Genomic DNA, 23026 nt, shown 5'->3' on the forward strand with positions numbered 1-23026 from the left:
AGTGATATCGAGAGAAAACGTCATGACCGAACTGTTAGATGAGGTGCGATAGATAGAAATCGCGACCCCGATCAAAAGCAAAGCTAAAACTTGCTTTGACAACGCTTGTAAGGCAGCCTTAGCTATTGAGGGGGCGCTCTACGTCCAAGGCTTTTTGGCCGTGCCCAAAGCGCCCTACAAGCCGATCGACAATCCGACTTTCAACCAGTATAAACGATCGCCCCCCTGCATCCCCAAATGATATGAAATCAGATCGATCGCCTACCAGCCCCTTCCGGGACACGGCTGTGATGCCGTGTCCTTACCCGTAACTTATCGGCGACAGCCTTCGGCGATCGCCCTTAACACCGCTAGCCGCACTTCTGGATGAAATTTCTCAAGCCCGTTAGCCCGAAAAATCCAGTGTCCGCCGCCCGCGTGCTCGATCGCAATTTTCTGACCGTCAGGCAAAACTATTTGCCACCAATTCAACACACTGGCTTTAATAAGGTGGCACTGAATTTCGTTCAGTTGAGCCTCCATTAATTTCAGTTGACGCATGATAGGATTTTGGGCAGATGACTTCATGATTTTTCTCATTAAATGAATTCGACTGTTTCTCGGCTTTGATTTCAGTTTGCCGATTTTTTAACTTAACTTCACCTTCCGAAGTTTTCGCCTTAACTTCCCTTTCCGAAGTTTTCGCCTTCACTTCCCTTTTACCACCTTTTGGCTCAACTTTGACTCCAAAACCTTTAGACTTAACTTTTCCTGGGGCAGAAGTTGAAGTCGTTTCCGTGGTCGGCTTCTTAAACTCCGCGTCTAATTGGTCTAAAATCTCCTCTTGTTCGGGAGTATGTTCCGCTGGCTGCTCTAAATTGCTGGGATTGTATTCGCCAACCAACCTGGCCAAAAATTCCGAAATTGACAGTCCGGCTGCGGCTGCTTTTTTCGTTAAAATGGCGTAGGTGTCGGTTTTAATCCGAATTTGTTTGAGCCGGAGGTTGGGATTGTTGTCAACGGTTTCAGCAATAGTTACTGCCGTAATCCTTTCTTTGGGTATGACATCGACAACTTCTTGCCACTTTTCCTGTAAACGACAGTCGCCGTATTGGTCGGTAATTGCGTGTTTGAACAAAGGGACAACTTGAGCAACGCAGCTAGGCAAAATCTCAAATCCGGCTTTAATTAAGCGCAGGCAAATGCTCGCAGCTTTGATAATTTGCGTGCAGTAAAAATACTGCCTGCCTAATGCTTGTTCGCAGTAACTTTTAAAAGTTTTGAATTTGTCTTTGTACAATCGCAGCTTTCGGATGGCGTCCAGCATGATTCCTTGACGCACGTAGTCTAGGAATCCCCTTTTAATTTCGCCTGTGAGGTAATCTAAATCGTGAAAGGGAGATTGATTCTGGATTTCTTCTTCAAAGTCTAGCAGCGGGCCTGCAAAGTGAAAGTTGGAGGCGACATCGCCTAGGTAGAAGTTGTCAATTGATGTGGACATGATCTGGAATGGTTCGAGAAAGGGCACGATAGCACGGAAGTTGTGCGATCGCAAAGTTGAAGTTTTGGTCTGGATCTTTGATACAATTTTGAGTTGGGCTGTCTTGTGAGGTCGATCGACCTTTTACATGGCATCACCTCAAGGCGGTTATTCAAAACTGTAGGTTTTGGCTGTTCGCCCTGACCGGCCAGCTTTTGTTCTGTCACTTGTATCTCATTATGAGATGTCGATTTAAATTTGTCAAGTATGACATCTCAATTTGAGATTTATGTTACAATGTCATCAAGAAAAGAACGAAGACAGGAGGGCAATTCACCATTGGAAGCCCTAAGAATCAACAAAACAGACTTATCACAAGATGAGTTTGCTTTTAGATGCGGGATTCCCCGGGCCACGTATCATAGATGGATATCTGGAGCCACAGAACCAAAATTTTCTCTCTTTCAGTTGAAAGCTATTTGCCGAGAACTAAAAATAGAAAAAATCGATGAACTTCCAGAGAGCTTTGGGCCGAATTAGCAATTAAATTAAACCAACAGTTAAAAAATTATTACTGCTGATACAATTTTGAGTTGGGCACTCCTGTGAGGTCGATCGACCTTTTACATGGCATCACCTCCTCGGCGTTGAGAAAAAAGGGGCTTGAGGTATGCGCCCAACCCCCGAAAATACGCTTGGCTATGCAGGCATAATTGATAGACACGAAAAATAAGGCGGTTCTTCAACTAAACCAAAAGGAGTCCCGCGCTCTACCTGTACCTAGGTGAGCGTCGGGAGGAATTTGCGTGAGCCAGGAGAGCCGTCCCGAACCAAACCGATGACTTTATGTGTCGGAAAGTTCGGGGCGGTCGATGAGCGAACAAATAATTTTTGCTACACCACTTGCTTTTTCCATGTTCACGAGATAGAATTTTCTCAGACTTCGTGAAAGTAATGCCTCAAATAATCACCGCCAAGCTAAAACTCAACCTGAATGCCGAGCACAAAGGTTTGGTGTCTCAGACTACCTTGGCTTATCGCGATGCCTTGAATCATACTTCGCGAGTTGCTTTTGATGCGAACAAAACCAGCAATGGCGCTAAGTTGCAAAAGGCTGTTTACAACGAATTGCGTGTTCGATTTGGGCTGGGCGCTCAGATGGCTTGCAATGTACCCAGACAAGTGTCGGCAACCTACAAAACACTCTGGACTAAGGTAAAACAATCTAACGATGCTATTGCCAAAGGATACACCAAGAAAAGGTACAAAGGACTAGACCAGCCCCCTAAGTATATTTCTCGAACCTGTACCTTGAATTATCAGCGCGACTACTCGTTCAAATCCGAGCAGAGGGTGAGTATTATTACCCTAGCTGGTAGAATAGTAGTTTCGTATGATGGCTACAACAAGCATCTGGATTTGATTGCCAAGGGTTCCAAGTTTGGAGCAGCTAAAATTGTCTATCAGCGTTCCTCTAAGGTTTACTATTTGATGGTAAGTATTGAGGTAGAAACCCCTGAACTCGACCCACTGAAAATAACTAGAGTTTCTGGCGTTGACGTGGGGATGCGCTACTTAGCCGTAGAAACAGACTTACAAAACAAGTCGAATTTCTACTCAGGTTCCGACGCTAGACATAAAGCCAACCGCTATCATAAAGCTAGACAAACTCTTCAGCGTAAAGACACTCGTTCGGCAAAGCGCAGACTAATTGCTTTGTCGGGAAGAGAAAGACGGTTTATCGCTGACGTGAACCACCAAATTAGCAAGGATATTGCAAAACCTAATACTTTGATTGGACTGGAAAACCTAACCGGAGTTCGGGAGAGAATTAAGTCCAAGTCTGGTAAAAAGGCTAGCAAGAAACAGCGAAGAGCTAATCGAAATAAAGTTAAATGGTCGTTTGCCGAATTGCACGGCTATATTGACTACAAAGCTAATTTGAACGGCTCTTTAGCTACTAAAGTCCCAGCTCATTATACTTCGCAAAGCTGTCCAAAGTGCGGACACACATCAGCAGGCAATAGACCAAAAAAAGGGCTATTGTTTCGCTGTGAATGTTGCGGACACGAGCTTCATGCTGATTTGGTGGGTGCGCGAAATATTGCCATGAGAACGTTGCTTGTCCGGCAGGACTGGACGAGTACGGGGAGCTTGTCAGCATCCCCTAATGTGTCGGGCCGTGAAACTAAAGCTGAGATTCTGCAAAGATTCTCGGAATTGCGGTGGAGCTCAGATACAAGCCCACATCTCCGGCGGTACTCCGCTTGATGCTGGGTAGTTGACACCTGCATTTTGACCTTGGAGGCTCGTTGAGCGGCCTTTGTTTTGCCTACTAACATGAAGTTTACGTCTTATTCAAGCCTTTGTTAAAACGTAAACTTCATGAATATTTCGTCCCATGATAGAAGAAGATTTACAAGAAAAGGAGAAGTCTCCATTGAGACTACTCAGAGAACAAGCTGGACTAACACGCCCTCAAGTCAAAGAAAAAATCGGAATTTCCGAGCGAAGACAAGCTGACTGGGAATTAGGCAAGGCCCTACCTAATGCTGAAAACATACTTGCTATGGCTAACCTGTACCAGGTTTCTCTAAAAACTATGTTTGAGGTTTTAGGATTAGACGTAACCAAAATTCCCGATGACTTACCAAGTCGTGAGTCCTCACCGAACGATAACTAACCCGCAGGGGTTTGTCCATGTCTAGGGAAAGGGGCTTGAGTCATGCACCCAAGCCCGGAAAATACTAAGGGTATGCAGGCATAATGGGTAGAAACTACAAATAAGGCAGCTCGCTAAACCAAAGCGTTTCCACCGTCCGGCTAAAGGAGCCGCCTTTCTGTTGTCTCTATCTTAAACAACCTTAGTTGTATTTTAGCAATTTGTCAACAACTTTGGTTGTGAATTTTCTATGATATGCCCCGAAAGAAACAAACTCAAGAGTCGAAAGATATACCAGCACTGCAAATCTTGCGGGAGGCTGTTGGTTTATCACAATCCGCGTTAGCAAAACAAATTCCCGACAAGACTCGCACAAAAACCTTAACTCAGCAAGCCATTAGCAAATGGGAACGAGGACTAGACGAACCCGAACTGACCATTGCTCAAATGAAAGCTCTTTGCAAAGCTTTGGGAAAAACGCTTAACGATTTACCTAACGACTTAGGCCCACCAAATCCCGACTGACAACATTTGTTGCTTGGTTCTAATTAGACCAACCTAAAAAAGCAGATTAGATGCCCGACTTCTTCAAGAAGTCGGGCATCTAACAAGCAAGTTATAAAGAGGATATTAAAGTAGGATTTGGTATTACTTACGAAAAACAGAAGTGATAATCACCGTGATAGTGGCGCTTGCAATCAAAGTGAAAGCAAGTTGCACAACCCATTGGGTAGCTTTCTGGTAGTTATCGAATTTGTCATTGAATCTGTCGGTTTTGTCATTAGTTTTCTCAACATCAGTTGATAATTTCTCAACTTCAGCCGATAGCTTGTCTAGCTTTTCAATAACATCGGCTAGCGTCGGCTCGTTACTTGCAGTAGTTGTCATTGCCGTTTCCTAAAACTAACCATCATCACCTACAATTATATCCTAATTTTAATAGGAATTGAGATTATCAATCACTCCGTGACTTTCCCTCTCATAGCTTTAATCTGCCCTCGCTTGGTTTTGCTGTCGAGACGCTTGCGCTGGGAACTACGAGTCGCTTTGCTGGGTTTGCGCCTTTTCGGTATGACGATCGCACTTTTAATCAGTTCTTGCAGCCGTCTCAAAGCCTCTTCCCGGTTTTGTTCCTGGCTGCGGTGTTCCTGAGCTTTGATGACAATCACACCTTCGGAGGTGATGCGCTGGTCGTTGATTTGCAACAAACGCTGCTTGTAGCGATCGGGCAATGAGGAAGCTGGGATATCAAAGCGCAAGTGAATCGCACTCGCCACCTTATTGACATTTTGCCCCCCCGCGCCTTGAGAGCGAATCGCACTAATCTCGATTTCGCCATCAGGAATGAACACAGTATTAGAAATTTGTAACATGATTTATTGATAATTCTTAGCTGTGAGTATAAACTCAATTAGTTTTTTTCGATCCCATAACTCTACATCGTTAGATTGAGCAAGTTTGCAAGCGTTTTCTGTAAATCTGTTGTTAGTGATTACTCTACCTTTATTTCCTTTGTAATGTCTGACGGCTCCTGCTACTTCTTGAACTGCTTTAATCCCAACTGGATTTTTGCTTCTTTTGGCTTGAACCACGGTTTTTGAGCCATTTTTGTATAAAATTAAATCAGCCCCATAATCTTGACTATCTTGAGTTAAAGTAACACTATAACCCAAGTTCCTAAAATGGATATTGAGAAATATTTCAAACTCTTTACCAGTCATTTCATCCACTTCCAGAATACCACTATCTAATAAACGTTTTCTTTGATCTTCTTCTGTTAATTTATCAAATACCAATGCTGCAATATCACTGAAAACGGCTGCTGCTCTCACTATAAAAGGTTTCATAAAATTACATTTATTTTAAAGGAGTAGTTATAATTGTACCAGATTTGCTCAGTACAGGCTCAACTACACATCAACCTATGCCATCATCAGGAGTTCAATACTTAATTATCAATGCCCTGGAAACTCTCGACTTGCTCATCTGGAGAATATATGATGAAGAAAAGGGCTTTTGGTACATCGAAACCCCTAGTCGAGTTTTACCAAGGGCTGCTATACTACAAAGTGGCGAGATTATTCGTATAGACGAGCTGGAAGACTATGACGAAACCGCATGATATTAGAAGAGAACAAGACCGCAGATTGGGAGAATTAATGGCGATCGCACGTCAGCGATTCCTCGATGCAGGCGGCGATCCTCGACACCCGCCATCAGGTATAAAAGGCGATGATTACATGACAGACGCAGAAAGACAAGAAGCACTGACGATCGCCCGATCGCTCTTTAACGACGAATATATTAAAACCTATCTCAAAAACAAACGTCAATGAATTTTAGATTTTAGATTTTAGATTTGAGAGGCGAGCCCACGGATGAAGCGGTTCAAAATCCGAAATTAGTAAGGTGCGCCGAAACGCACCCTACAAAAATTAATTAGTCCGTAGTACCGGTTTGCAGCGACTCTTTAGCAGTCTGCGTCCACTCAGAGTGGAAGAATTCACCGCGCGGTTTGTCGGTGCGTTCGTAGGTGTGAGCCCCAAAATAATCACGCTGAGCTTGCGTGAGGTTTTGTGGCAATCTTTCGCGTCGGTAGCTATCAAAATAGTCCAGCGAGGCGCTAAATGCTGGCACTGCAATCCCCAGTTGGCAAGCAGTAGCTAACACGTCTCGCCAAGCCGATTGGCGATCGAGAATGCTCTGTTTGAACTCCGGCGCTAACAGCAAATTCGGCAACGTAGGATCGTCCTTGAAAGCTGTTTTAATCTTGTCCAAAAAGCCAGCCCGAATGATACAGCCACCCTTCCAAATTCGGGAAATTTCGCTCAAACTCAAGTCGTAATTGTAGGACTTCGATGCCGCGCTCAACAGCGCCATGCCTTGAGCGTAGGAGCAAATCTTCGAGCAGTAAAGCGCATCCCGGACTTTATTCACAAACTCTTTAGTATCGCCTTCGTACTTGCCGCTAGGCCCGGTTAGTTCTTGGGAAGCTTTGATGCGCTCGTCTTTGTAAGAAGACATGATTCTGGCATTCACAGCAGCGATAATTGTGGGAATGCTCACGCCCAATTCCAAAGCACTCATTACAGTCCAGCGGCCCGTACCTTTCTGACCGGCTGCGTCCATAATTACCTCAACTAAGGGTTGCTTAGTTTCCGGGTCAATGTACTTGAAAATATTAGCCGTAATTTCAATCAAAAACGAGTTGAGCTCGTCTGTGGTATTCCATTCGGCAAAAACTTCCTGCAACTGCTGGCCGTTCAATCCACCAACGTTTTTGAGCAAATCGTAGGCTTCAGCAATGAGCTGCATATCACCGTACTCAATGCCGTTGTGAACCATCTTCACGTAGTGGCCAGCGCCACCAGGGCCGATGAATGTGACGCAGGGGCCGTCATCTACTTGAGCGGCAATTTTGGTGAGAATTGGCTCTAGTAGGCCGTAAGCAGTGCGGGTGCCACCGGGCATCAAACTAGCACCATTCAGCGCGCCTTCTTCGCCGCCGCTGATTCCCATGCCGACAAATCCCAGTCCGATCGATTCTAAATCTTTGGTGCGGCGTTCGGTGTCGTCGTAGAGCGAGTTGCCGCCGTCAATAATCATGTCGCCCGGTGACAGCATGGGTTTGAGCTGGTCGATGACTGCATCTACGGGTTTCCCAGCTTGCACCATGACTAAGATTCTGCGCGGGGTTTCTAGGATATCGACGAATTCTGTCAGAGTCTTGGCGGCTACAATGTTCTTGCCGGGGGCGCGCTTGGCCATGAAGTCGTCGGTTTTGGCTGCGGTGCGGTTGTATACAGCCACGGAGAAGCCTCTGCTTTCGACGTTGAGCGCTAGGTTTTCGCCCATCACTGCTAGACCGATTAAACCAAAATTTTGCTTTGTCATGCTAATAACCCGCTGGTTGTTCCCGCTTGATGATAGGTTTGCGAGAGAGGAAAGCGAGGCGGGGTGTAGCGCTTTCCGGTGGACTAAAAGTATTGGACAATAGACCTAGGAGGTTTAGGTTTATTTTTATATTCTCAGAATTGCTGTTTGGTAAATCAGTAGGGTTTTTTTAAGATTTAAGGGATATTAATGACGCCGACAGGTGATGATAAGGCAGGTATTATGTCGATCGCGGTAACGGTAGATACAAACAAGCGGACATTTTGAGGAAAATTGAGGAGACTGTTGTAACTATGGAAGATTTGCAGTATCTCGCGGCCTGGGTGAAGGAGCAACACGCTCGCGAGTATATTTTGACTTGGCTGCTGAGTCAACAGGGGCTGTGGTGGTCTGATGGGGATATTTATCAGGCCGTTTTGCAAAAGTCGGGAAAGCTTTTGAAAGCTTATGTTCAAAAAAGGCAAGCGGGAGAGTTATTTGAGGGAATTTCTGAGAAGTTGGGAGGAGATGAGAATTGGGATGATTTGGCGGCGAGTTTGGCGCGAATTCTTGCGGTTTATCAAGAGGAATTATCGCATTTGCAAGAGCGCGATCGCAAGGGGGATGGGGTAAAAAAAAATTTGATTAGCCAACCGTTGACTGGAGATCCTTTGCCGCTTTTGGAGGTGCAGCAAGCTTTGCCCGATCCTTATGCGGATACGTTGACGGGGAGATAATTTGCGATCGACTTTTTGGAGGCACAAGAATCTCAGAAACCGGGTTTCTTCCTATATCTCTCGTACTCAACCAAAAATTGTCGCAGAAACCCGGTTTCTCGCCACGCAGTTAATCCCAAAAACCGGGTTTCTTCCTATATCTCTCGTACTCAACCAAAAATTGTCGCAGAAACCCGGTTTTTCGCAACTTGGGCGACAGTTCTCGATCTAGATTCAAGGATTGAGAATAGGTGTAATATCTAGAAGAAATCCGGGAAGTACATCTTCACCCGAAAGTGTAGGCGGTTGGTCAAAAGAGAAATTAATCACTTCTGCTACATCTTCAGACAAGCGATAGATTTCTACTAAAGGCGTTTGGGGGTCAATTAGCCAACCTAAGCGACAGCCGTTAGTTCGATAATACCGCATTTTAGCCCGCAATGTTTCTAGGGAATCACTTTGCGAACGCAATTCTATTACAAAGTCCGGGCACAGGGGAGGAAATTTGCGCTTATCTTCTGCGGATAATGCTTCCCAACGTTCTAGGAGTACCCAAGCAGCATCAGGGGAACGCTTCGCACCGTTGGGTAATTGAAAGATAGTGGAAGAGTCAAAGACTTTTCCCAATCGAGTCTGACGATTCCACAAACCGAGTCCCAGGTTGAGATCCGAATTTCTGATGCCGCTTTCGCCGCCTGTTGGAGGCATAATAATTAGTTCTCCTTCGGGGGTTTGTTCTAATCGCCACTCTTCATTAGCGATGGACAATTGATAAAATTGTTCGTCGGTTAAAGCGACGGATGCAGGTAGGTTGAGAGTTATAGTTTCCATCGTTGATATTATCGCCAACTAGCTTGGTTTTATTATAACTCGCACTTTCTGACAATTTTCTCAAAAAGATCGCACGCTCAGAAACCGGGTTTCTTTCGATATTTCTCGTGCGAGGCGGAAAATTGTCGCAGAAACCCGGTTTCTCGCCACGCAGCTAATCCCAGGAACCGGGTTTCTTCCGATATTTCTCGTACTCAACTGAAACTTGTCGCAGAAACTCGGTTTCTCGCCACCTAACGAGAGAAATTAGAGCGCAAATCCGCGATAATCGATCGCAATCACCCGCGCTTAATTCCCCACGCTAACCCACAAGTCCGCCGGGGGTTGAAAACCCCCGTCTCATAGCAAAAGTCCTCTCAAAGAGGACTGAAAGACACATTTTTGAACAAGCATTGCAATATCTCCTCAGTCGGTTTCAACCGACTTTTGCTATGAGACAGGGGTTAAAACCCCTGGCGGACTGTTTGTTTAATTCTAAATATAGCTGCTAGCTTGACGGGTGAACATTGAGCAGTAAATTCCGTTTGATGCTATCAATTCGTCGTGAGTTCCTATTTCTGCTATTTTACCGTTTTCCATGACGGCGATGCGATCGGCAATTTTTGCTAATCCCAATCTGTGACTGATGACTATGGTTGTTTTCCCGGCGGCTATTTGGCGGAAGATGCTGTAAATTTCGTGTTCTGTCTTGGGGTCGAGGGCGGCGGTTGGTTCGTCAAAAATGAGCACTTCGGCTGTAGAAAGCCGCATTAAGGCGCGGGCGATCGCAATTCTTTGCCACTGTCCCCCCGATAAGTCTATGCCGTCTTCTAATTGTTTCCCCAACGGAGTCTCTAAACCTGCGGAAAGACTATTTACTTTGGCGCTAATTCCTGCTTCGGAAATAGCTTCATTAATTGCGGTGTCATCTGACAGTGAAAGCAAGTCGCCGAAACCGACGTTTTCGCGGACTGTCGAGGGGAAACGGGCGTAATCTTGCATGACGACGGCGATGCGCGATCGCACGTATGCTAGAGAGTACGATCGCAAATCTTTGCCGTTCCAGTCGATCGTACCGCTTGTCGGATCGTACAGTCTGCCGAGCAGTTTGCCAAGGGTGGTTTTACCCGCGCCATTTTCACCAACAAGCACTAGCATTTCACCCGGATTAATGGTTAAGTCGATATTTGCGATCGTGCTTTTATTGCTACCGGGATAACAGAAAGATAAATGCTTAATCTCGATGCCAATTTTATCTTTTGTGGGGCAGGCATCTAGCCCGTCTTCTGGTAAACTAGGCAGGCGAGATGCTACATCTCCAAGCGGAGACTGCAATTCTGGTTTGAGTTCCAAAAGTTGAAAAATCGGAGTAACACCGAGGGAAATATCGTACAAATTAGCATAATTGCCTATAAGTAACTGCAAACTTTGCTCCACCTGAACAATCAAACCCGAATACAGCGCCAAATCTCCCAAAGTATAGCGCCCTCCCAAAGCTCCCATTACCACATAAACAAAGGGCAAAGCTACTCCGATTCTACTAAACACTGACCACAAAAGTAAAACAATTGCTCCTTTTTTTCGGATTTGCTGCATCTCGCTAAAAAATTGCAAAAACTGCTCCTGCCAGCGTTTGAGCCAAAGTTCCTGCAAGCCAAACAAACGCAATTCTTTAGCATATTCTTCGCCCGTCAGGACTCTAGCGGACAAGTTCATCTCGCGGCTGATTTTAGCTTGCTTTCTTTGAACTCTCCAGATGATTTTGCTATATTTTCTTTGGATGTAAATTGAGGGACAGGATGAAATCAACATCACCACTGGCACCCACCAAGCTATTGCAGCAGCAAGGCCTATCGATGGAATAAATATAAAAATTCCCGTGATGGTCATGCTGATGGTAAATGCTAGTTGCTGTATTTTGAATACTCCGGTTTTTGCGAGTTCTACTATATTTAATAGTTCCGGGTTTTCAAACAGGGCAATATCGTCGAAATTGGCGACTTTTTCGAGGACTTTTCCTTCGACAAAGCCTTGAACGCGATCGCGCAAAGATGTCGCTGCAAAAGAACTCATTGTGTCTAGGGCATCGCCGACTAACCTAAGACTTAAGACTCCGCCAATACTCCACAGCAATATTGGTCGGGAAAGCATCAAAGCAAGGGGCTGTGCTGTTTGGGTTTGCGACAGCAACCGAGATACTTCATCAATGATTAATTTATCTAAAAAAAGCACGACCGATGGGGCAGCACCGCTGATAATGTTGAGTATTATTAAATTGCGGAGTTCAATTGGTGCGGCTTTGATTATCATGCCCAAGCTGCGCCACAGAGCTTGGAATGTGGTAATTTGGATGGGTTGCATTATTTGTGGGTAGGTGTCGGGTCTACTCATCCCCGGATGATATATTATAGTAACTTTATCTCAACTGAAATGCCGCTTTTTCCAAGATTAATCGAACATCAGCCGGATTTGTGGATACATCATACTGCCAATAACCAAAACCACCATGCTGGTTAACAGCTTTAATCCACTGATCGAGAAATACCCATTTAGCCTCATCTTGACGAGTTTGTTGCCCTTTAGTTTCTAGAATCAAAAAATTGCCATTTTTCAGACGAACTATAAAGTCGGGGCGATATTTCCGAACAACTCCGCCAAAAATATAGAGAATCTCAAATCCCAGGCGATCGTTTTTCACCCAAGCATCTACAATATTATCGTTTCTTTCTCGATCGAGTTCGTAGGCTTCGCTGGCTTCCCATGTACTGTCAAAGACGCAGCAGTTGATGTGAGATTTACGAGTGTAATCACAAGGTTTACCTGTGTACCAGGAACGCATATCACCTGTAGATCGGATTGGATGAACTGGATCGAAAACTGGTTCAATTCTTTCTGTATTTTCTAAATAAATAGCGTTCCAGATGTGTTCAACGACTTTTCTCAGATTAAGAGTGATCAGGATACGTCGTCGGATTTCGTCTCGATTGAACAATGGCGGAGTAATTTGGATAAAATCTGAGTGGATGAATTGTTCGACTAATTGAATCAGTTTTGCCAGTAAGTATTCTCGATTACCTTTCCAGCCGGGTTTCATCTGATCGAAAATATCTCTAGCAACCTCAAAAGTGATTTTTTGCATCCGCTGTTTTCGACCTAAATCTTCTAGATCGATCGCCTTTATTTTCGTGACATCGGGTTTGCCATCGACACTGGGAGCGAGGTCTGCTAGGGTAATATTGTCAGAGGCATTTAACTTCAAAGGCTTAACCTGACTCAAATCGAGTTTGAGTTCGGGTTTATAAATGTAATCAATGCGGACGATATTGGGAAAGCTTATTTCAAACTGCTGCTTTTGGGGATCTGGTTTAATTTCAGTTTTAGGAGTAGGGGGCGGAGGCGGAGTTCCTTCATCGGATTCGTGGGGAAGAAAGGTAAAAGGAACACCAAAAATATTAACATATTCGGCTTCAAGTAGGTTTGTTTCTGGGTTGATGTCGTAAGTAGTTCTCCGTAAACCTCTACCTACGACTTGTTCGCAGAGAAGTTGGCTGGTGAATGCGCGAATCCCCATAATATGCGTTACAGTTTTAGCGTCCCAGCCTTCAGACAGCATCCCAACTGAGATGACATTTTGAATCTGTTCCCCAGGCTTCCCAACTTGACCAACCGTATCCACCATTTGCCGTAAAAGTTCTGCCTGTTCTTTCTTAGAAAGTTTGCGAATAGGCTCATCATCAGAGTTATCATCTTCGGCAGTCTCTGGGTTTGTGTCTTGTATCTCAGTGCTTTCCTCTTGGGATTCTGCCATTTTCAGAACGTTAGAATCTATGTGTAAGGTGTATTCTGGAATGCAGAGTTCTTCGACCTGAATTTTGTTATGGTCAAAGGCATATTTGATTCGGGCAGCAGTTTCGGTACGGTTGGCGATCGAAATCATTGCTGGTGGAACTTTATGCCCAGATTCTTTCCATGCTTTCGCAGTTTCCAGCCAATCTTTTCCGAGTAAGAGGTAGCCGTTGTTGAGCAAATCAGGAAGCGATTCATTGGGCTTGGCTTTACGATTTACATCATCGTAAACTTCTGGATCTCGATAAAGATGGTAAAGACGGGATTTGAAATCTTGCACGTTGAGTCTTGCATCGTCGCGAATCACAACACGGGGAGTTTTGACTAAGCCAGATTCGATCGCATCATTTAAGCCAAAATCACTGACAATCCAGCCAAATAAAGCTTCTTCTGAACTCTTTTTACCAGACGGGGCGAACGGTGTGGCGGAGAAGTCAAAGCAGGTGAGGATTTTTCTAGCTTGGTGGATGCGATCGCACCCACCAACCCACTTAGTTGCCTCATCTAAGTCTTCTTTGCTGACACCTTTAACTTTGGATTCAGCAGGAATGCGCCATGCGTGGTGTGCTTCGTCGTTGATGACAACTATGTTGCTGGAGTTGCCAAGTTCTCCTAAAACCTCTCTTGCGTAGGCTTCATTACTTTTTGCACCACGTTTATCAACTCCTTTTTTCTTTTTAATTTGCTCCTCCGTTTCCCAATTTAGGGTGTGCCAGTTACGGATTAAAACTTTGCCTTGACGAAGTTGATCGAATAAGCCGAGAGGAACAATATTGAAAATTTCGTAGTAGCTATTTTCAGCAGAGGGAAGCAGAACTTGCAGGCGATTTTTAACTGTAAGTCCGGGGGCTATGACAAAAATAGCTTTGGAAAAGCGGGAGTCTTGGAGATAGGTAACTTTATTCAGAATTTGCCATGCAATTAACATCGCCATGACGATTGTTTTGCCGGAACCTGTTGCCATTTTGGAACACAGGCGTTTGAAGTTTCCCCCATCGGAAGGAATGTCGATGCCAACTTTTTCAGACGCGGGGGATTCTGTTAGCCAGATTAGGGTTTCTATGGCTTCTAACTGACAGAAAAAGAATGGAAAGTCGCGTTCTTCAGAGTTGTGCCAGTGTTCTAGCAGACGTTTGGTAACGCCTGTAACTCCGGGGTGTCCTTCATCGCACCAAGCTTTGACGCGGGGGCGGATTTGGTTAACTAGAGGAATTTCGACAAATTTGCCTGGATCGTCGAAGGTTTTGGAGCTTTCGGAAGCAATGATATAGCCTGCGGGTCTTCTCCCTTCTGCAAGATTAAACAGGCGAGACGTGCGATCGTAGTGCCAATATTGTTTGGGTTCTTCGTAGGGAGAATTAATGATAAGTTGATTAATTGTAGTTTGTGATGACATAAGTTTTGCTAGGTTAATTTTTTTTATTCAATTTGAGTTGATGGTATAGTAAAAAATCAAAGAAACCGGGTTTCTTGACTAAAACCTAGCTTTCAGCGTCATCCTCTGACAAGAAACCCGGTTTCTCACACCCTGTGTGCAAGTCCTAAATAAGATTTATAGTCTGAATAATTACCCACAATTAAAAATTTTCTCTGCGGTCAAATTCAACTCTGGGAATACCGCTGATTCAACCCTTTTATCTCCCCGAAACAGCTTAATTTGATATTCACCATCTACTAACTGATATACCGATAAAGTAGGCTGTTTCGGAGAACCAATATAACGGCTACCACCTAAACCCAAATAATCTACAATCCAATATTCAGGAATGCCTAATGCTTCATAATCAATCATTTTGTGGGCATAATCATCACGCCAATTTGTGCTGACCACTTCAACCACTAATTTTACGGAATCTCCCTGAGTAATAACTGATTCTCTTTCCCATCGAGACTCATTGGCTGCTACGGCTTGTTTATCTAATACAATTACATCGGGATCGTAGCCAGAGTTATCGCTAAATTTAATTGTACATTCCTTGGGAATAAAGTAAGGAAGTTGCAATCGCCTGATTTCTAAACCCAACTCGAACGCCTGAAAACCGGCGCTAGCTGAGTGTTTACCAGTTGGATTTGGCATTTCAACAATAACTTCGTTATGTAGTTCGTAGCGTCCGTTTTCTGGTTTCCATGCCAGAAATTCATCAAAAGTCATTAACTTGGATATCGCTTGAGTCATCAGGAAACCTCTTTAGTGATAGGTAGATGAATAATTTGATATTGATATTCATTGAGAAAAGAACATTCAGCAATCAAAATTAATTCATCTATATTTTGCCCAACGCTTAAGTTCGCATTTAAAATAAATATCCCAGGAATATGATGATTTGCTTGTAAATGATCGTTTAAGTGAACAGGCATAGATTTACGGTTATTCGTGACTAGGATAAAGTCATATTTTTCACACCATTCTAAAATCTCTGGGTCTTTAGTTCCTTTGGCTGGGATAAAAGGTTCGCCAATGACCCGAATAATTAATTCTACTTGTTTGCTCCGAATTTGAGTAGGATAAATCGGGTCAATATTTTCATCCATGAGATACTTGAGCGCCATTGTTTTTATTTCTTTCTTCCTTGATTTTTTGGAGCCTGACCGAAGCTGGGTGAGGGTTTAATTCTTGGGCTTTTCGTTGTTGGTGCGACCATTCTAGCCAGTCTTCGATATATTTATCTAAGAGTGCTTTATTGTTTAAATAATACAGGATTGTCGCATAAATTTGATCGAGGGTCAAAGTGTAAAAATGTTTTAAAATTTCCTCCGGTGAACGTTGCTGATAAATATATTCATAGAGGATGCTTTCTATTCCCACTCTTGTCCCTTTTACTCGAATGTCATCCTCGGCTAAAAACTCAAAATATTCTTCTATTAGCATGGTTTATTCCTCCATTTGTTGCTTAAGGTTTGAATTGTGATAAATAATGAAAATCATGGCGTTAACCGGATAATCTTCAAACTCTCAATGCCTCTATCGTCCACAATTTTAACAGCAACACGCTGATATTCTCCTATGTCAAAAGGCAAGGATACAGTGCCTTGATAAGACTCAATTAAATCTTCATCAATTTCGGCTTTGAGATTGCGGGCTAGACGCGACCAAGCATCTTTTTCTCCTGCCATCGGGAAGAAAACCTGACGCGGGAAAACGCTTCTGCCATCATAATCGGTATCTAACATCCATACGGCAATTTTTTCAACGCTGCCAGACTCGATATTTCCACTCTTGGTGTTGTAGTAATCGAAGCCAAAAACTTCTACTTCCCACTTATCTTTATTTTCGCCTTTATCAATGCGGCGGAGGGCGACATCTGGTTGACCCATCAGCCAGAAGCTATCGTTACTAGCGCGTTTTTTCTTAAGGTCTTCTGTCTGCATATCCATGTTCATTTGTGCTTTCAGAAGCGTGACACCGGGCCAGTTGGTTTCGTCGATGTCTTTGGCCGCTTCAGGGTCAAATTGGAAGGCGGCAAAGATAATTAATTTAGGTTTGGGTACTAAAGTTTGTGCTTCTTCAATAGCTTGAGTGACTTGGCGTTGTTCTAGGGGTGCGTGTTCTGGGCCGAAAGAAATCACAACTCGCATTGGTTTATCATAAGTGCCGCCAGATTCTTTGACAGTATTTGCTCCCAAATCGTTAGGTTTAGTTTCGGCATCGGAATGAAGCCAACGAGTACCGGGTAAAGCTTCCACTCGCGAAAACAGGATGTATTGCCCGTTTTTACCGCGAATTCCTGTTTTTAGCATTTCATCACGCCATTCTGATTGCCGCAGAGTTTGGCCAGAACGGGCAATTGATTGGTCAGCAACGGGTGGATTGATAACATCATCAATTGGTTTGACTATGGGGGCGGGGACTGCTTCGACTGTAAATGGGCCTGTAACTCTGGCTCTGGATTTATCTATTAAGGGTTGGTCGTAGAGGGTTTCTTGGTCGGCGTATTTATTAATAGCTTGCTCGATTTCTATGCGGTTCATGCCTTCCCGAATGTCTGGGTTATTGGCAATAGATTTGAGGGTGATGTGAGGGACGGTTTTGTATTTAAAACCACTGCCTACGCCTTCCTGGGAATTTGCAAGTTGGTAATAGTCAAATGTTGCAGTCATCAAGCGTTGTTTTGCCAGGGTTACTGCTACTCTTGAGGTATCACAGGTAATCCATCTCCGCCCCCATTGTTCCGCAACATAGGCAGTTGTACCGGAACCACAGGTTATGTCGAGAACTAAGTCACCTGGATCGGTGGTCAGTAGAAGACAGCGTTCAATAACTTTAGTATTTGTCTGAACTGCATAAATTTTTTCATCAGTAAAACTTCCAGTTTGTGTATCAGTCCATATATTACCAATTTCTTGATAAGGAAAATCATCAGCAAATCGTCGATATTGAATACTATTTTTGGCAACGTGAATACGTCCTGCTAATGCGAGTTTTTCCATCCCTTCTGGATAATTTGCTTTCCAGTGAGCATTACCTCCTGGTAAATATTTTTTTTCCTGAAATTTAAATGGTTGACTCTCCTTTGCTGCTCCTTGCGATGCTAGATCACCTGGTTTATAAAGTCTTGCTCCATTTGGTATTGGCTCATTTCCCCGCTTTTCCACAGCAGAAATCCCTCGATAGCTACCATCTGAGAGCAGTATCCATCGAGCATTTCCTTCACCCGGTACTATTTTCTGTTCTTGAAAAGTCTTCTTAACTTTAATCTGTTTCTTATCCTTCGCATACCAGATCAGGAAATCACCAAGGGTTGCTATTGTATTTGTTGCAAATCCAGAAGTTGTTTGAAAACTAATAATAGCTATAAAGTTTTCTGCTTTAAATATTTCATCCATTAACTCTCTAACATGATGCAAATTTTTATCCGAAATCTGGACAAAAACACTACCACTTTCCGATAATAAATCCCTCGCCAACAACAACCTATCTCTTAAATAAGTCAAATAAGAATGAATCCCTAACTCCCAAGTATCCCGAAATGCCTTAATCGTTTCCGGTTCTTGAGTCAAATCCTCATCTTTCCCATCTTTCACATCCCGCGTATTCACAAACGGCTGAAAATTTGAACCATATTTAATTCCATAGGGCGGATCGAAATAAATCATCTGCACTTGTCCCGCCATTCCCTCTTTTTCTAATAAGGAATTCATCACTAAAAGCGAGTCTCCAGCAACTAAGCGGTTACTCCAATTATGCTTGTGCTTGTAAAATTCGATCGCCTGTCGAATCGGTGGATTTTCTTCTGGTGTTTCAAATAGAGATAACTGTACACCCTGACTTTGATTTTGCTTCCGCACTGCTTCAATGATGCTGCGCGGATCGATGCGTTCGTGAACGTGTAGCGAGACTGTAGGGACTTCAAAGCTAGTATGTTCTGCTTTTCCAGCCCAAACTAACTGAGGGTCAAGGTGAGGATCGTAGGCATATTGTTTGCTATCCCCATCTGGATCGGTGTCTGGCGTAACCAGTCCGACGGGTGGGTTATTTACCCTTTGTTGGTTTTCGTGGTTGTATTGCCCGATCGCTCTTTGGTCAGGTTTCTTTTGCCTCGCCATACGATTTCCCTATACCCTCAAAACCTTTACCTTACACTTTATCCCACACCTTTGCCAAATTTGTTAGATGTTTTTTGGGATTGCTCTAGTCTGCTAATATCTTGGCTATTCTTGAAATGAATTTTATCTAGCCACAATGGAATCATATCGTTTCCGGTTGTATCGTCGGGCGTAGGGGCGGGGCGGGTTTATAGAATTTGTCAATATTTATCAAATATCTCGGCGAACCCGCCCCTACAGAATCTGATTAGATACAATTCCGAATTAAACGGAAATGATATCGCAGGCTGAGTTCGATCGACTGACATCTTGCAGCAATATCAATAAGAGGATTTTTCGTGGGGTCGGGCGGGTTTATAGAACCTATTTGCAAGCTTTAAGGCTGTTGGCGAACCCGCCCCTACGGCTAATTGAGAATGGTGCAAGATATCAGATCGAGGGATACGATCGCCCTTTCCATCTCAAACTCTGCCAGATCGAGCGATCGCCCTGAATGAATCCCACCATAGCATAAACCGCTTGATATCGTTTCCGGTTGCATCGGAATGATTTAACCGCAGAGGGCGCAGAGAACGCAGAGGGAGAGAATACAGAGATGAATACAGGACGATGCTACCGGATTTGATATGATGCCAAAGTTATCCAAATGTCAAACGCCGCACCGTACCATCATCTGTAAATCGCTGTTCGCCAACGCCAACAACTTCCACAATAACTTCGCGTTCTGATATCAAAAATTGACCCTCGCGCGCGGCAATTTCAACGATGATTTTTTCCCCTTCCAAATACACCTTGTAATTAGTCGTAGCCCAGACACCTTTTTCATGTTCAAAACTGTGTCCATCGTCCTCATAAAGCGTCCATTCACCGCTTCCGGGCCAAATTCGCATTTTCAATGACTCAAGGGGTTCTTCGCTGACAAATTGCTTCACAGGTGCGATCGCAATTATGCCCCCGCCCCGCACGTAAAGCGGCATTCTCTCCAAAGGTGCATAAGCCAAAATGTGCATCGGGCCCTGATAGCATTCACCCGTCCACCAATCGTACCAAGTCCCCTCCGGCAAATACACGGCGCGATGCTCAACTCCCGGCCGGTAAACAGGTGCAGCCATCAGCGACGGGCCGAGTAATACTTGATCGTAAAGGTGATAAGTTGTGCGATCGCGCGGAAAGTGATAAAGTAGCGGTCGCAAAATCGGCGTTCCCGTCGTCGCTGCTTCCCAAAACAACGTGTAAATGTAAGGCAACAACTGATAGCGCAAATTGATGTATTCGCGGCAAATCTTCTCAGTGCGAGATCCAAAAACCCACGGTTCGTGCTGCGCCGTACTCATGGCCGAATGACCGCGCATCAAGGGATACAGCATCCCCACCTGCATCCACCGCGCGAACAATTCAGCCGTTGCATTCCCCGCAAAACCGCCGATGTCGCAACCGACAAACGCCACGCCGGAAAGCCCCATGTTGCAAAGCATTGGTAGCGACATTTCTAAGTGTTCCCACTGCGATTGATTGTCGCCCATCCACACCGACGAGTAACGCTGAACGCCCGCAAAACCCGATCGCGTCAGCACAAAAGATCGATCGCCAGATCGCACTTTTTGCAACCCCTCAGCACAAGCTTTCGCCATCATTAAACCATACAAATTGTGCGTTTCCGCGTGGGTAGCGCGATCGGATTCCGGGCCTTGCGGTGCATCCAGGGGAAAGCTGATGTGTTCGCCGCCGTCACCAAAAGGCCGTTCGGCGATCGCAGGTTCGTTCATGTCGTTCCAAATCCCCGCAATCCCAATATCTGTCAGGGTTTTGTGCAATTCGCCCCACCACTGGCGCACCTCCGGCCGCAGGAAGTCGGGAAACACCGCTTTATCCGGCCAAACGTAACCGTGGAATAGCTTTCCCTCTGCGGTGCGGACGAAATAGTCATTTTCTACACCGCGATCGAATATTTCATAATCTGCTTCCGGTTCGTACTTGACACCGGGATCGACAATCGTGACAACCTTAAAACCCGCTGCTTTCAAGTCTGCGATCAGTTTCGCGGGATCGGGGAAACGTTTCGGGCTCCAGGTAAAAACGCGGTAGCCGCGCATATAGTCGATGTCGAGGTGGATGACATCGCAGGGAATCGCCCGATCGCGAAATTCCTTCGCCAACTCGCGCACAATGTCCTCGGATTCGTAGCTCCAGCGGCATTGGTGGTATCCCAGCGCCCATTTTGGCGGAAGCGGCATCCGGCCGGTTAACTGCGTGTAGGTGGCGATAATTTGGGCGGGTTCCGGGCCGTAAATGATGTAGTAGTCGAGTTCCGGGCCTCTGGTTTCCATCCGCAAAACCCCCGGTTGTTCGGCGCCGATGTCGAATTGACTCCAAAATGTAGTGTTGAAGAAAATGCCGTAAGCGCGATCGGGATTCAAGGCGATGTAAAATGCGATCGCCTGGTACATTTCATCGGTGAGGGAATTGTAGTCAAGGGAGTCGGTTGTCCAGTTTGTCTTGACTTCCGAGAGTTTGTCGAGAAAGCCGGTGCGTTGGCCGAAACCGTAGAAGTGTTCGTCTGCTTCGATGCGTTTCCAGCCTGCGGTTGCGCCGGTGCGCCATCCCATACTGGGATCGCAGTCGCTAGCAAAGGGTTTTCCCGATTTGTCGAAGCATTCGATGGAAGTGCGATCGCGCTTTACGGAAATCAATATTTGTGATGTTTCAATTTCTATTTTTTCGTCTGTTTCTCGCACTTCAAATGGTATAATTTCCCACTCTTCGTCAGGGACTGTTATTGAGTGCGATCGGCTTTCTACCCCCCCTAGCCCCCCCTTATTAAGGGGGGGTTGGTCTATAATTTCTTGCCCCCCCTTACTAAGGGGGGGTTGGTCTATAATTTCTTCCTCCCCCTTGTAGGGGCGGTGCCCCCGTGCCCGCCCTAGGTGGGGGGGGTTTGGGGACATTCGCACTCGGATTAAATTCGGTGCGAGGATGCTGATGTTTAGGGAGGAATTGGTACAGTTGAAGTGAATTGTGCGTGAAGCGCAGCTATCCCGTAGGGAATCGGTTTTATCGATCGATTGTACAGAGCCAATAATTGACCAAGGCTGTTCGGTTGTTTGGAGTTTTCCGAAGTATTGCGGCATACACTCTGACTCGAAATATTATCGATTTTGCTATGAGCAGTTAAGGGTTGTCATCTGGCAAAAGGCTGAACTATAGCCAAACTGAGTATTCCCCACCCGTAGCCAGGGTATAATGGGCGACAAGGAGCCGACATTAAGTTGGATGAGGTACTCTGAAGATGGCTAAAGACATTTACCACAATACGGTGAGAACGGCTCTAGAAAATGATGGTTGGACGATTACTAACGATCCCTTAACCTTGAAGATAGGAGGACGCTCGGCTTATATAGATTTGGGTGCACAGAAGTTATTGGCAGCAGAGAAAGAAGGTCAGCGGATTGCAGTGGAGGTGAAAAGCTTTATCGGCCCATCACCCGTACATGATTTGGAGCAGGCGCTAGGTCAATACATCATGTATTCACAAGTTTTGGAGCGGCAGAATTCGGCGCGTTTGTTGTACTTAGCCATTCCAGAAAGCGTGTTTTTAGATTTTTTTTCAGAGGAGCTGCCACAATTAATGGTTGAAATTAATCACTTAAAATTGCTAATTTTTGATGCGAACACAGCGGAGGTTAGAAGATGGATAACTTAGAGTTTTATCGGCAAACGATCGAGACCATTTTAAGAAAGTATGCAGAAATTCCCTATTCTTTTGGAGAAATCGATCAGCACTTAATTGTCGATCGCGATCGCAATCACTTTATGCTGTTTGATGTGGGTTGGCAGCAAAAACGGCGAGTGCATGGATGTATAACTCACGTCCAAATTATTGATGACAAAATTTGGATTCAACGCGATGGCATTGAGGATGGGATTACAAATGAGCTAGTCGAAGCCGGGATTGGGAAAGATCAGATTGTCTTGGGGTTTCAACCGCCCAACGCCCGCCCTCATACGGGATATGCGGTGGCATGAGGTTGCCGGCGATAGAGTTAAAAACCTGTACTTCACCGAAGAAACAATCAGCGTCGCTCTCATGGATGGCCGAACAATTACTGTACTTTACTA

General features: G+C 44.9%; 25 protein-coding genes. 10 read left to right on the plus strand and 15 right to left on the minus strand.

Annotation, left to right across the window (positions count from 1 at the left end; translation table 11 throughout):
• Positions 1-118 precede the first annotated feature (118 nt).
• The 3 genes from QT984_RS23160 to QT984_RS23170 are packed head-to-tail and all read right to left on the minus strand — an operon-like array spanning position 119 to position 1480.
• Positions 119-283, minus strand: coding sequence for a hypothetical protein (locus QT984_RS23160; RefSeq protein ID WP_333274465.1), 165 nt, complete (start codon positions 281-283; stop codon positions 119-121).
• 29 nt (positions 284-312) lie between these two features.
• A complete protein-coding gene (locus tag QT984_RS23165; protein ID WP_333055576.1) occupies positions 313-474 on the minus strand; it encodes a hypothetical protein in 162 nt (53 codons plus the stop codon).
• Between the two features lie 7 nt (positions 475-481).
• On the minus strand, positions 482-1480 hold the full coding sequence (locus tag QT984_RS23170; protein WP_333375044.1) for a hypothetical protein: 999 nt from the start codon (positions 1478-1480) through the stop codon (positions 482-484).
• Positions 1481-1756: 276 nt separating this feature from the next.
• Here QT984_RS23170 and QT984_RS23175 point away from each other — a divergent pair, with 276 nt between their 5' ends.
• From QT984_RS23175 to QT984_RS23190, 4 genes are all read left to right on the plus strand, one after another.
• A complete protein-coding gene (locus tag QT984_RS23175) occupies positions 1757-1999 on the plus strand; it encodes a helix-turn-helix domain-containing protein (RefSeq protein ID WP_293176868.1) in 243 nt (80 codons plus the stop codon).
• Between the two features lie 414 nt (positions 2000-2413).
• The gene (locus QT984_RS23180; RefSeq protein ID WP_333208030.1) at positions 2414-3730 is read left to right on the plus strand and encodes a transposase; all 1317 of its coding nucleotides are present in this window, start codon (positions 2414-2416) and stop codon (positions 3728-3730) included.
• A gap of 130 nt (positions 3731-3860) precedes the next feature.
• Positions 3861-4142 carry a helix-turn-helix transcriptional regulator gene (locus QT984_RS23185; protein ID WP_333055574.1) on the plus strand — a complete coding sequence of 94 codons (282 nt, stop codon included), beginning with the start codon at positions 3861-3863 and terminating at the stop codon, positions 4140-4142.
• Between the two features lie 234 nt (positions 4143-4376).
• Positions 4377-4646 carry a helix-turn-helix transcriptional regulator gene (locus tag QT984_RS23190; RefSeq protein ID WP_333038826.1) on the plus strand — a complete coding sequence of 90 codons (270 nt, stop codon included), beginning with the start codon at positions 4377-4379 and terminating at the stop codon, positions 4644-4646.
• 123 nt (positions 4647-4769) lie between these two features.
• Here the strand turns inward: QT984_RS23190 and QT984_RS23195 are convergent, their stop codons facing one another.
• The 3 genes from QT984_RS23195 to QT984_RS23205 form a co-directional block, all read right to left on the minus strand.
• The gene (locus tag QT984_RS23195) at positions 4770-5009 is read right to left on the minus strand and encodes a hypothetical protein (protein WP_333208032.1); all 240 of its coding nucleotides are present in this window, start codon (positions 5007-5009) and stop codon (positions 4770-4772) included.
• 71 nt (positions 5010-5080) lie between these two features.
• Positions 5081-5494: an alternative ribosome rescue aminoacyl-tRNA hydrolase ArfB gene (gene arfB, locus QT984_RS23200; protein ID WP_333208034.1), complete on the minus strand. Its 414-nt coding sequence runs from the start codon at positions 5492-5494 to the stop codon at positions 5081-5083.
• A gap of 3 nt (positions 5495-5497) precedes the next feature.
• The gene (locus QT984_RS23205) at positions 5498-5968 is read right to left on the minus strand and encodes a restriction endonuclease (RefSeq protein WP_333055571.1); all 471 of its coding nucleotides are present in this window, start codon (positions 5966-5968) and stop codon (positions 5498-5500) included.
• 77 nt (positions 5969-6045) lie between these two features.
• Between QT984_RS23205 and QT984_RS23210 the strand changes: the two genes are divergently transcribed.
• Positions 6046-6243 (plus strand): hypothetical protein, encoded by a 198-nt coding sequence (locus QT984_RS23210; RefSeq protein ID WP_333055570.1) that lies wholly within the window; start codon positions 6046-6048, stop codon positions 6241-6243.
• A complete protein-coding gene (locus QT984_RS23215) occupies positions 6227-6457 on the plus strand; it encodes a hypothetical protein (RefSeq protein ID WP_333055569.1) in 231 nt (76 codons plus the stop codon). Before QT984_RS23210 ends, QT984_RS23215 begins: the two co-directional genes overlap by 17 nt.
• A gap of 103 nt (positions 6458-6560) precedes the next feature.
• On the opposite strand, the gene gnd is transcribed toward QT984_RS23215, so the two are convergent.
• On the minus strand, positions 6561-8015 hold the full coding sequence (gnd, locus tag QT984_RS23220; RefSeq protein WP_333055568.1) for a decarboxylating NADP(+)-dependent phosphogluconate dehydrogenase: 1455 nt from the start codon (positions 8013-8015) through the stop codon (positions 6561-6563).
• Between the two features lie 293 nt (positions 8016-8308).
• On the opposite strand from gnd, the gene QT984_RS23225 reads away from it, so the two are divergent.
• Positions 8309-8731, plus strand: a complete 423-nt coding sequence (locus QT984_RS23225; protein WP_333055567.1) for a hypothetical protein — start codon at positions 8309-8311, stop codon at positions 8729-8731.
• Positions 8732-8944: 213 nt separating this feature from the next.
• Here the strand turns inward: QT984_RS23225 and QT984_RS23230 are convergent, their stop codons facing one another.
• The 7 genes from QT984_RS23230 to QT984_RS23260 form a co-directional block, all read right to left on the minus strand.
• Positions 8945-9541 (minus strand): Uma2 family endonuclease, encoded by a 597-nt coding sequence (locus QT984_RS23230; protein WP_333055566.1) that lies wholly within the window; start codon positions 9539-9541, stop codon positions 8945-8947.
• A 474-nt stretch (positions 9542-10015) separates the two neighbouring features.
• The gene (locus QT984_RS23235) at positions 10016-11881 is read right to left on the minus strand and encodes an ABC transporter ATP-binding protein (protein ID WP_333055565.1); all 1866 of its coding nucleotides are present in this window, start codon (positions 11879-11881) and stop codon (positions 10016-10018) included.
• 55 nt (positions 11882-11936) lie between these two features.
• Entirely contained in the window at positions 11937-14762 is a 2826-nt protein-coding gene (locus QT984_RS23240) for a BPTD_3080 family restriction endonuclease (protein ID WP_333375047.1), read from the minus strand.
• Between the two features lie 171 nt (positions 14763-14933).
• The gene (locus QT984_RS23245) at positions 14934-15542 is read right to left on the minus strand and encodes a Uma2 family endonuclease (RefSeq protein WP_333375049.1); all 609 of its coding nucleotides are present in this window, start codon (positions 15540-15542) and stop codon (positions 14934-14936) included.
• Positions 15542-15916: a DUF5615 family PIN-like protein gene (locus QT984_RS23250; protein ID WP_333375051.1), complete on the minus strand. Its 375-nt coding sequence runs from the start codon at positions 15914-15916 to the stop codon at positions 15542-15544. Before QT984_RS23250 ends, QT984_RS23245 begins: the two co-directional genes overlap by 1 nt.
• Positions 15891-16235, minus strand: a complete 345-nt coding sequence (locus QT984_RS23255) for a DUF433 domain-containing protein (protein WP_333055562.1) — start codon at positions 16233-16235, stop codon at positions 15891-15893. The genes QT984_RS23250 and QT984_RS23255 overlap by 26 nt, the downstream gene beginning before the upstream one ends.
• A 53-nt stretch (positions 16236-16288) precedes the next feature.
• Entirely contained in the window at positions 16289-18910 is a 2622-nt protein-coding gene (locus tag QT984_RS23260; protein ID WP_333375053.1) for a DNA methyltransferase, read from the minus strand.
• A 274-nt stretch (positions 18911-19184) separates the two neighbouring features.
• Between QT984_RS23260 and QT984_RS23265 the strand changes: the two genes are divergently transcribed.
• Complete coding sequence (locus QT984_RS23265; protein WP_333231097.1) at positions 19185-19403, plus strand: hypothetical protein; 219 nt, start codon at positions 19185-19187, stop codon at positions 19401-19403.
• 145 nt (positions 19404-19548) lie between these two features.
• On the opposite strand, the gene QT984_RS23270 is transcribed toward QT984_RS23265, so the two are convergent.
• Complete coding sequence (locus tag QT984_RS23270; RefSeq protein WP_333375055.1) at positions 19549-22038, minus strand: glycoside hydrolase family 31 protein; 2490 nt, start codon at positions 22036-22038, stop codon at positions 19549-19551.
• 158 nt (positions 22039-22196) lie between these two features.
• Between QT984_RS23270 and QT984_RS23275 the strand changes: the two genes are divergently transcribed.
• Complete coding sequence (locus QT984_RS23275) at positions 22197-22610, plus strand: element excision factor XisH family protein (protein WP_333102649.1); 414 nt, start codon at positions 22197-22199, stop codon at positions 22608-22610.
• Complete coding sequence (locus tag QT984_RS23280; RefSeq protein ID WP_333102648.1) at positions 22598-22933, plus strand: XisI protein; 336 nt, start codon at positions 22598-22600, stop codon at positions 22931-22933. Before QT984_RS23275 ends, QT984_RS23280 begins: the two co-directional genes overlap by 13 nt.
• The last annotated feature ends 93 nt before the right edge of the window (positions 22934-23026 follow it).

The sequence above is a fragment of the Microcoleus sp. Z1_B2 genome (assembly GCF_036700325.1).
Lineage (GTDB): Bacteria > Cyanobacteriota > Cyanobacteriia > Cyanobacteriales > Microcoleaceae > Microcoleus.

Excerpts from the sequence above, each read along its gene's own strand:
- QT984_RS23245 (WP_333375049.1), bottom strand. The coding sequence starts at position 15,542 with ATGACTCAAGCGATATCCAAGTTAATGACTTTTGATGAATTTCTGGCA.
- QT984_RS23260 (WP_333375053.1), bottom strand. The coding sequence starts at position 18,910 with ATGGCGAGGCAAAAGAAACCTGACCAAAGAGCGATCGGGCAATACAAC.
- QT984_RS23225 (WP_333055567.1), top strand. The coding sequence starts at position 8,309 with ATGGAAGATTTGCAGTATCTCGCGGCCTGGGTGAAGGAGCAACACGCT.
- QT984_RS23210 (WP_333055570.1), top strand. The coding sequence starts at position 6,046 with ATGCCATCATCAGGAGTTCAATACTTAATTATCAATGCCCTGGAAACT.
- QT984_RS23215 (WP_333055569.1), top strand. The coding sequence starts at position 6,227 with ATGACGAAACCGCATGATATTAGAAGAGAACAAGACCGCAGATTGGGA.
- QT984_RS23190 (WP_333038826.1), top strand. The coding sequence starts at position 4,377 with ATGCCCCGAAAGAAACAAACTCAAGAGTCGAAAGATATACCAGCACTG.
- QT984_RS23240 (WP_333375047.1), bottom strand. The coding sequence starts at position 14,762 with ATGTCATCACAAACTACAATTAATCAACTTATCATTAATTCTCCCTAC.
- arfB (WP_333208034.1), bottom strand. The coding sequence starts at position 5,494 with ATGTTACAAATTTCTAATACTGTGTTCATTCCTGATGGCGAAATCGAG.
- QT984_RS23185 (WP_333055574.1), top strand. The coding sequence starts at position 3,861 with ATGATAGAAGAAGATTTACAAGAAAAGGAGAAGTCTCCATTGAGACTA.
- QT984_RS23175 (WP_293176868.1), top strand. The coding sequence starts at position 1,757 with ATGTCATCAAGAAAAGAACGAAGACAGGAGGGCAATTCACCATTGGAA.
- QT984_RS23280 (WP_333102648.1), top strand. The coding sequence starts at position 22,598 with ATGGATAACTTAGAGTTTTATCGGCAAACGATCGAGACCATTTTAAGA.
- QT984_RS23205 (WP_333055571.1), bottom strand. The coding sequence starts at position 5,968 with ATGAAACCTTTTATAGTGAGAGCAGCAGCCGTTTTCAGTGATATTGCA.
- QT984_RS23250 (WP_333375051.1), bottom strand. The coding sequence starts at position 15,916 with ATGGCGCTCAAGTATCTCATGGATGAAAATATTGACCCGATTTATCCT.
- QT984_RS23270 (WP_333375055.1), bottom strand. The coding sequence starts at position 22,038 with ATGCCGCAATACTTCGGAAAACTCCAAACAACCGAACAGCCTTGGTCA.
- QT984_RS23255 (WP_333055562.1), bottom strand. The coding sequence starts at position 16,235 with ATGCTAATAGAAGAATATTTTGAGTTTTTAGCCGAGGATGACATTCGA.
- QT984_RS23195 (WP_333208032.1), bottom strand. The coding sequence starts at position 5,009 with ATGACAACTACTGCAAGTAACGAGCCGACGCTAGCCGATGTTATTGAA.
- QT984_RS23230 (WP_333055566.1), bottom strand. The coding sequence starts at position 9,541 with ATGGAAACTATAACTCTCAACCTACCTGCATCCGTCGCTTTAACCGAC.
- QT984_RS23235 (WP_333055565.1), bottom strand. The coding sequence starts at position 11,881 with ATGCAACCCATCCAAATTACCACATTCCAAGCTCTGTGGCGCAGCTTG.
- gnd (WP_333055568.1), bottom strand. The coding sequence starts at position 8,015 with ATGACAAAGCAAAATTTTGGTTTAATCGGTCTAGCAGTGATGGGCGAA.
- QT984_RS23265 (WP_333231097.1), top strand. The coding sequence starts at position 19,185 with ATGATATCGCAGGCTGAGTTCGATCGACTGACATCTTGCAGCAATATC.
- QT984_RS23275 (WP_333102649.1), top strand. The coding sequence starts at position 22,197 with ATGGCTAAAGACATTTACCACAATACGGTGAGAACGGCTCTAGAAAAT.
- QT984_RS23170 (WP_333375044.1), bottom strand. The coding sequence starts at position 1,480 with ATGTCCACATCAATTGACAACTTCTACCTAGGCGATGTCGCCTCCAAC.
- QT984_RS23180 (WP_333208030.1), top strand. The coding sequence starts at position 2,414 with ATGCCTCAAATAATCACCGCCAAGCTAAAACTCAACCTGAATGCCGAG.